General features: G+C 74.3%; 6 protein-coding genes. 5 read left to right on the top strand and 1 reads right to left on the bottom strand.

Going from position 1 to position 7,008, the window contains the following annotated elements; all coding sequences use genetic code 11:
• Nucleotides 1-157 precede the first annotated feature (157 nt).
• Complete coding sequence (locus ADY01_RS30570) at nt 158-1,180, bottom strand: Bug family tripartite tricarboxylate transporter substrate binding protein (RefSeq protein WP_049579941.1); 1,023 nt, start codon at nt 1,178-1,180, stop codon at nt 158-160.
• A gap of 96 nt (nt 1,181-1,276) precedes the next feature.
• Between ADY01_RS30570 and ADY01_RS30565 the strand changes: the two genes are divergently transcribed.
• The 5 genes from ADY01_RS30565 to ADY01_RS30545 all read left to right on the top strand — a co-directional run bounded on the left by ADY01_RS30565 (nt 1,277) and on the right by ADY01_RS30545 (nt 6,851).
• Nucleotides 1,277-2,995, top strand: a complete 1,719-nt coding sequence (locus ADY01_RS30565) for a sensor histidine kinase (RefSeq protein WP_049579940.1) — start codon at nt 1,277-1,279, stop codon at nt 2,993-2,995.
• Entirely contained in the window at nt 2,992-3,711 is a 720-nt protein-coding gene (locus ADY01_RS30560) for a response regulator (protein WP_049579938.1), read from the top strand. Before ADY01_RS30565 ends, ADY01_RS30560 begins: the two co-directional genes overlap by 4 nt.
• Nucleotides 3,712-3,858: 147 nt before the next feature.
• Nucleotides 3,859-4,842: a tripartite tricarboxylate transporter substrate binding protein gene (locus ADY01_RS30555; protein WP_049579937.1), complete on the top strand. Its 984-nt coding sequence runs from the start codon at nt 3,859-3,861 to the stop codon at nt 4,840-4,842.
• Entirely contained in the window at nt 4,839-5,342 is a 504-nt protein-coding gene (locus tag ADY01_RS30550; protein ID WP_049579935.1) for a tripartite tricarboxylate transporter TctB family protein, read from the top strand. The genes ADY01_RS30555 and ADY01_RS30550 overlap by 4 nt, the downstream gene beginning before the upstream one ends.
• A 3-nt stretch (nt 5,343-5,345) precedes the next feature.
• A complete protein-coding gene (locus ADY01_RS30545; RefSeq protein WP_049579933.1) occupies nt 5,346-6,851 on the top strand; it encodes a tripartite tricarboxylate transporter permease in 1,506 nt (501 codons plus the stop codon).
• The last annotated feature ends 157 nt before the right edge of the window (nt 6,852-7,008 follow it).

The raw sequence follows: 7,008 nt of genomic DNA, 5'->3' as shown, positions 1-7,008 counted from the left end.
CCCCGGATGCCCCCGCCGGTTCCCCCGGGACCGAGTGTCCCCGCCGCGGCGTAGGGACCGCGTGAGGACGCGCCATCGGCTCTCCACAGGACCCGGCGAGCGCCGGGCCGCCTCGTTCACCGCGACGCCGGACCAGGTCGCCGCGCGCGCCGGGGCGTCACGCGTTCCCGCCGCCCTCGCCCGTGAGGCGGCGGCGGAGGGCGTCCACCCGCCGGCTCTCCGCCGCGAGGAAGCGGGCGAACCGGCCGCCGGCGAGGAAGGAGTCGGACCAGCCGTTCTCGCGCCGCGCCCGCCGCCACTCCTGCGACGCGTGCAGCCGCGTGAGCAGGGCCACCAGGTCCTCGCGCCGTTCGGCGCCGAGCCCCGGAGGGGCCAGCAGGCCGCGCCAGTTGGTCATCTCCACATCCACCCCCTCCTCGCGCAGCGTCGGGGCGTCGACGCCCTCCACGCGGCGGGGCCCCGTGACCGCGAGCACCCTCAACTCCCCCGCGCCGACGGCGTGCTGGTACTCGCTCAGGCCGCTCACCACGAAGTCGACCCGCCGGCTGAGGAGGGCGGCCAGCAGGTCGCCCCCGCCGTCGAAGCGCTCGTGCGGCAGGGTCCTCGGGACCAGCCCCACGGCCTCCGCGATCAGCATCAGCGCGAGATGGTCGGGCCCCCCGACGTGCGAGCCGATGCCGGGGGCCAGCGCGCCGCGCCGCCAGGCCCCGACCAGCGCGCCGAACGTCCGGTAGGGCGAGCCCGCCTGGACCACCACGGCCTCGGGCTCGTCGATCAGCCGGGCCAGCGGCGTCGCCTGGCCGACGGAGACGGCCGTGTCCGTGGCCTGGACGCCGCCGAGCACACCGAGGCCCATCTGCAACAGGAGGCGATCGTTGCCCGACTCGTGGACCAGCCGCGCCAGCGCGGCGGTCCCGGCGCCGCCCGGGAGATTGAACACCTCGGCGTCGGGGGCGAGTCCGGTCTCCCGCAGGATGACGGCCAGCGTCCTCGCCGTGAAGTCGTAGCCCCCGCCCGCCACGGTGGGGACCATGATCCGCAACCGGCCCGGGCCCGGCCCCGGTTCGAGGGGGGCGAGCGGGTCGCAGCCGGCGGCGGCCGCCGCGCCCGCGGCGAGCAGGCCCGCGGCGACCACCGCCCGCCGGGGCGGCCGGGGCGGCGGAGAGGGCGCTTCGTCCATGGTGTTCATCTGCTCATAGATCGACTGATCGACTGGTCCCCTGCCATCGGCGACAATATGCAGCGCGGTGGCACCCGGGCCGAGGGAGGTCGGCGGATGAGACACGGCTCCCCCTCGCCTCGACGGCCGAGGTTCGCGCTGAGGGCCCCCAGACCCTCGCTCGCCGGTCAGTTGCTCATGCTCCAGCTCACGCTCATCGTCGTCGTCCTGGTGGTCGTCGCGTGGGTGTCGGTGGTCCAGGCGAACGCCAACTTCCGCAGGACCGAGGGCAGCCGCCTGCTCAGCACCGCCGAGTCGGTCGCCTCCCAGGGCGCGGTGCGGGTCGGCCTGAGCCGGCCCGAGCGCGGCGGCATCCTTCAGCCGAGCGCGGAGAGCGCCCGCAGCGTCTCCGGCGCCTCCTCGGTGGAGATCGCCACCCCCGACCGCCGCATCCTCACGGCCGCCGACCCGCGGCGCATCGGAGGACGGCTGGAGCTGGGCGACAGCACCGTGCTGTCCGGCCGTTCGTGGATCGGCACGCTGACGGTCGGCGAGCGGGCCTCGCTGGTGGCGCAGGTGCCGGTGTTCGGCGAGAACGGGGAGCTGCTGGGCGTGGTCGCGGTGGGCAGCCACTCCCACCGCTTCATGGAACGCGTGATGACCGCCGCGCCGGACATGCTGTTCTATGTGGGCTTCGCCTCCGGCATCGGCTCGGTGGGCTCCTACCTGCTGGCCCGCCGGATCAAGAAGCAGACGCTCGGCCTGGAACCGGGCGAGATCGCGGCCCTGGTCAGGCACCGGGAGGCGATGCTGCACGGCATCACGGAGGGGGTCCTCGGCCTGGACGTGCAGGAGAGGGTCACGCTCGCCAACGACAGCGTCAGGGAGTTGCTGCGCCTGCCGCCCGACGCGGCCGACAGGACCCTGACCGACCTCGGCGTGGAGGAGGTGGTGCGGGACGCCCTGACCGGGCGGACGCACGGCCGGGACCAGGTCGTCTTCACCGCGGACCGGGTGCTCACGCTGAACCGGATGCCGCTGGTCACCCACGGGCAGACCGTCGGCTCCGTCACCACCATGCGGGACCTCACCGAACTGGCCGCGCTGAAGCACCAGTTGGAGACCACGCGGAACGCGACGGACACGCTGCGGGCGCAGGCCCACGAGTTCTCCAACCACCTCCATGTGATCGCCGGGCTGCTGGCGTTGCGCGAGTACCCGGAGGTCTCCCGCTATGTGCGCGGCATCAGCGGGACCCACGCCCAGCGCACCGCCGATGTGCAGGCCGCGGTCGCCGACCCCTCGCTGGCCGCGCTGCTGATCGCCAAGGCCAGCCTGGCGGCCGAGCAGGGGGCCGCGCTGCGCGTCACGGAAACGGGGCGGGCGCTGGGACCGTTGCCCGAGTCCCTCTCCTCCGACCTGGTGACGGTGGTCGGCAACCTGGTGGACAACGCGCTGGACGCGGTGCGCGACGGCGACTCCCGCGCCGACGACACCGGCGGCGACGGCGGCACCGGTGACGAGGGCGACGACGGCGGTGGCCGGGACGGCGCGTGGGTGAGGGTGGAGTTCGAGGACGACGGCGAGGAGGTGCGGGTGCGGGTGCGGGACTCGGGGCCCGGCGTCGACCCCACGCTGGGCGAGAAGATCTTCCGCCAGGGGTTCACCACGAAGGCCGACCCCAGGCCCGCGGGATCGGGGCGCGGACTCGGCCTCGCCATCACCCGGCTGGTGTGCGGGCGGCGGGGCGGCGGGGTCAGCGTGGACGGGGCCGCGTTCCTGGCACGGCTGCCGCGCACCGCGCCCGAGCGGGAACGGTCGGGGGCACCGCTGTGATACGGGTCCTGGTCGTCGACGACGACTTCATGGTGGCCAGGCTCCACGGCATGGTGGTGCGCCGCACCCCCGGCTTCCTGGTGGTCGGCGAGGCGCACACGGGCCGCCAGGCGCTGGCCGCCGCGCGGGAGTTGCGCCCGGACCTGATCCTGCTCGACATCTACCTGCCGGACATCAGCGGCCTCGACGTGCTGAGGGAGCTGCGCGGCGGGGCGTCCCCCGCGGCCGAGGCGGACGTGCTGGTGATCACCGCGGCGCAGGAGATGGACACCGTCAGGGCGGCGCTGCGCGGGGGCTCGGTGCACTACATCATCAAGCCCTTCGACGTCTCGCTGCTCGAACAGCGCCTGCGGGACTACGCGCGTCACCACCAGGTGCTCGCCACCACGCTGGCCCCCGGACAGGACGACGTGGACCGGATGTTCGGCGCCCCGGGGACGACACGGCTGCCCAAGGGGCTCTCGGAGCAGACCGCGGAGCTCGTCCGCGACACCCTGGCGGCGGACGCGACCGCGGAGACCGGCGCGGGAGCCGGGGCGGACGGCGACGCGGGCGGTCTCTCCGCCTCCGAGTGCGCCGCGCGCACCGGCCTGTCCCGGGTCACGGCGCGGCGCTACCTGGAGCACTTCGCGGCGACGGGCGAGGTCACGGTCTCCCTGCGCTACGGGGTCGCCGGCCGTCCCGAGCGCCGCTTCCGCTGGGTCGGGCGGCCCTGAGCCCCGCCGCCCCGCGCCCTGAACTCAAAGACCACAAGGCGACTTAGTTGCGCAACCACCGCCGTCATGGACATCCCCTCGCCGCGAGCAGCACCATGTGGCGCCGTTCCCACTGACGCGTTTGTTCGACGGAAAGGCGGTGGCCGCGTGCGTGCAAGGGCTCTTGCCTCCCTGGTATCGGCGGCTCTTCTCGTGTTCCTCGTCCCCCCGCTCCTCGGCTCCGACGGCTCGGGCGGCGGCGGCAGCGACATCCCGGGCCTGCGGTTCATGGTGCCCAACGAGCCGGGCGGGGGCTATGACATCACCGCGCGCACCGCCGCCAGGGCCGCCGAGGAGGCCGAACTCACGGGCGGGATCGAGGTGTTCAACCTCCCGGGCGCGGGCGGCACCGTCGGCCTGAGCCACCTGGTGGCCGAGCGCGGCAACGGGCGGCTGGCGATGTCGATGGGCCTGGGCGTCGTCGGGGCGGTGCACACCAACCACACCGGCGTCACCCTCGCCGACACCACCCCCCTGGTGCGGCTGACGGAGGAGCCGGACATCGTGGTCGTCCCCGCCGACTCCCCCTACGAGGACATCGACGACCTGCTGGCGGACTGGCGGGCGAACCCCGGCTCCCTGCCGCTGGGCGGCGGCTCATCCCCCGGCGGGCCCGACCACCTGGCCGCCATGCTGACGGCCGGCGCCGCCGGGGTCACCCCCGCGGCGGCCAACTACATCGCCTACGACGGGGGCGGCGAGTTGCTCGCCGCGATCCTCGGCGGCGAGGTCGCGTTCGGCGTCTCGGGGGTCGGCGAGTACCTGGACCAGATCGAGGCGGGCGAGCTGCGCGTCCTCGCCGTCACCGGCGGCGAACGGGCCCCCGGCATCGACGCCCCGACCCTGACCGAGGCGGGCCTGGACGTGGACTTCACCAACTGGCGCGGCATCGTCGCCCCGCCGGGGCTGAGCGAGGCCGAACGCGACCGGCTGATCGCGCTGTTCACGGAGCTGCACGACTCCCGGCCGTGGCAGGACGCGCTGGAACGCAACGGCTGGGCCGACGCCTTCATGACCGGCGACGCGTTCGGGGACTTCCTGGAGAGCCAGAACCGCCGCGTGGACGACACCCTGAGGGAGCTGGGACTGTGACGGGCACCCGGGGGTGGCTGCGAGCCCACTCCGAACTCGGCGTCTGCGTCCTGCTGTTCGCGCTGGGGGCGCTGGTCCTCGGCGACGTGCTGACCATGGACGTGGACATCACGCAACGCGGCCCGGTGGGGCCCAAGACCGTGCCGGTCGTCGTGGGCGTGGCGCTGCTCGGCGTCGCCGTGCTGCTGGCGCTCGACGTCCTGCGCGGCGGGCGCGGCGAGGCCGAGGGCGGCGAGGACATCGACCTCGACGCCCCCGGCGACTGGCGCACCGTCCTGCTGCTCGCCGGGATCTTCCTCGGCAACGCGGTGCTCCTCGACCCGCTCGGCCTCCCGGCGTCGGGCGCCCTGATGTTCTGGGGCTCGGCCTACGCCCTCGGCAGCCGGGCGTATGACCGGGACCCGCTCATCGCCGCGGTGCTCTCCGTCGTCACCTATGTCGTCTTCGACAGCCTGCTCGGAATCCCGCTGCCCGGCGGACCGCTGATGGAGGTGCTGTAGCCCATGGATCTCGCGAGCTCCCTGACCTCCCTGATGGACGGCTTCGGGACGGCCCTGTCCCCGGCGAACCTGATGTGGGCGGCGCTGGGCGTGCTGCTCGGCACGGCCATCGGCGTGCTGCCCGGGATCGGCCCGGCGATGGCCGTCGCGCTGCTGCTCCCCGTGACCTACGGCCTCGACCCGACGGCGGCGTTCATCATGTTCGCGGGCATCTACTACGGCGGCATGTTCGGCGGCTCCACCACCTCCATCCTGCTGAACACCCCGGGCGAGACCGCCGCGGTCGTCGCCGCGCTGGAGGGCCATCCCATGGCGCGTTCGGGGCGCGGCGCCCAGGCACTGGCCGCCGCCGCCATCGGCCACTTCGCGGGCGGCCTGATCGGCACCGTCCTGCTGGTGGTCCTGGCCCCCACGGTCGCCGACTGGGCGGTGGACATCGGCGCGGCCGACTACTTCGCGATCATGGTGCTGGCGTTCGTCGCCGTGACCTCGGTGCTCGGCAGCTCGCGCGTCCGGGGCTTCGCCTCCCTGCTGATCGGCCTGACCATCGGCATGGTGGGGCTCGACGCGCTGACCGGGCAGCAGCGGCTCACCTTCGGCGTCCTCCAACTCGCCGACGGCATCGACGTGGTGATCGTGGCCGTGGGCCTCTTCGCCATCGGCGAGGCGCTGTGGGTGGCCCTCCATCTGCGCCGCCGCCCCGACAAGCCGATCCCGGTCGGGCGCCCCTGGCTCGGCCGCGCGGATCTGCGCCGCACCTGGAAGCCGTGGCTGCGCGGCCCGTTGATCGGCTTCCCCTTCGGCGCCATCCCGGCGGGCGGCGCGGAGATTCCCACGTTCCTCTCCTACGCGGCGGAGAAGCGGCTGTCGCGGCACCGGGACGAGTTCGGCCGCGGGGCCATCGAGGGCGTCGCGGGCCCCGAGTCCGCCGCCTCGGCCTCCGCGGCGGGAACGCTGGTGTCGATGCTGACCCTCGGCCTGCCGACCACGGCGGTGGCCGCCGTGATGCTGGCGGCGTTCCAGAGCTACGGCATCCAGCCGGGCCCGCTGCTGTTCGAGCGCGAATCCGAGCTGGTGTGGGCGCTGATCGCCTCCCTCTTCATCGGGATGGCGATGCTGCTGGTGCTCAACCTGCCGCTGGCGCCGGTCTGGGCGAAGCTGCTGCGCATCCCGCGCCACTACCTCTACGCGGGCATCCTCTTCTTCGCGGCGGTCGGCGCGTACGCGGTCGGCGGGGAGACGCTGGACCTGGTGATCCTGCTGGTCATCGGGCTCCTGGGGCTGCTGATGCGGCGCTTCGGGCTGCCGGTGCTGCCCGCCGTCCTCGGGGTGATCCTGGGCCCCGCGGCGGAACTCCAGATGCGCCGCGCGCTCCAGATCAGCGACGGCAGCCTGTCGGGCCTGGTCGACACCCCGCTCTCGGTCTGCGTGTACGTCCTGATCGCCCTGATCGCGGCCTGGCCCCTGCTGCGCCGCCTGCTCCCGGGCCGCTCCGGAACGGGGGCCTGAACGCGACGGGCACGCGGGGGCGTTGGGGGGCGTGGGTGACGGAGGGTTGACGCGGGGCCCTGCTGGAGATGCACCTGACAAGACCGTCAGCCGATCGGGGCGTCGAGCCGTGAGCCGCACGGCGGGCCGGCGCCCCGTCGGGGGTCCCGCACGCCCC

The organism is Streptomyces sp. SBT349 (genome assembly GCF_001083795.1).
Classification (GTDB): Bacteria; Actinomycetota; Actinomycetes; order Streptomycetales; family Streptomycetaceae; genus Streptomyces.
The sequence above is the reverse complement of the archived record's forward strand: the minus strand, read 5'-3'. Positions and strand labels throughout refer to the sequence as shown.

What these genes read in the sequence shown, in the direction of transcription:
- ADY01_RS30570 (WP_049579941.1), bottom strand. Translation starts at nt 1,180, where the DNA reads ATGGACGAAGCGCCCTCTCCGCCGCCCCGGCCGCCCCGGCGGGCGGTG.
- ADY01_RS30565 (WP_049579940.1), top strand. Translation starts at nt 1,277, where the DNA reads ATGAGACACGGCTCCCCCTCGCCTCGACGGCCGAGGTTCGCGCTGAGG.
- ADY01_RS30545 (WP_049579933.1), top strand. Translation starts at nt 5,346, where the DNA reads ATGGATCTCGCGAGCTCCCTGACCTCCCTGATGGACGGCTTCGGGACG.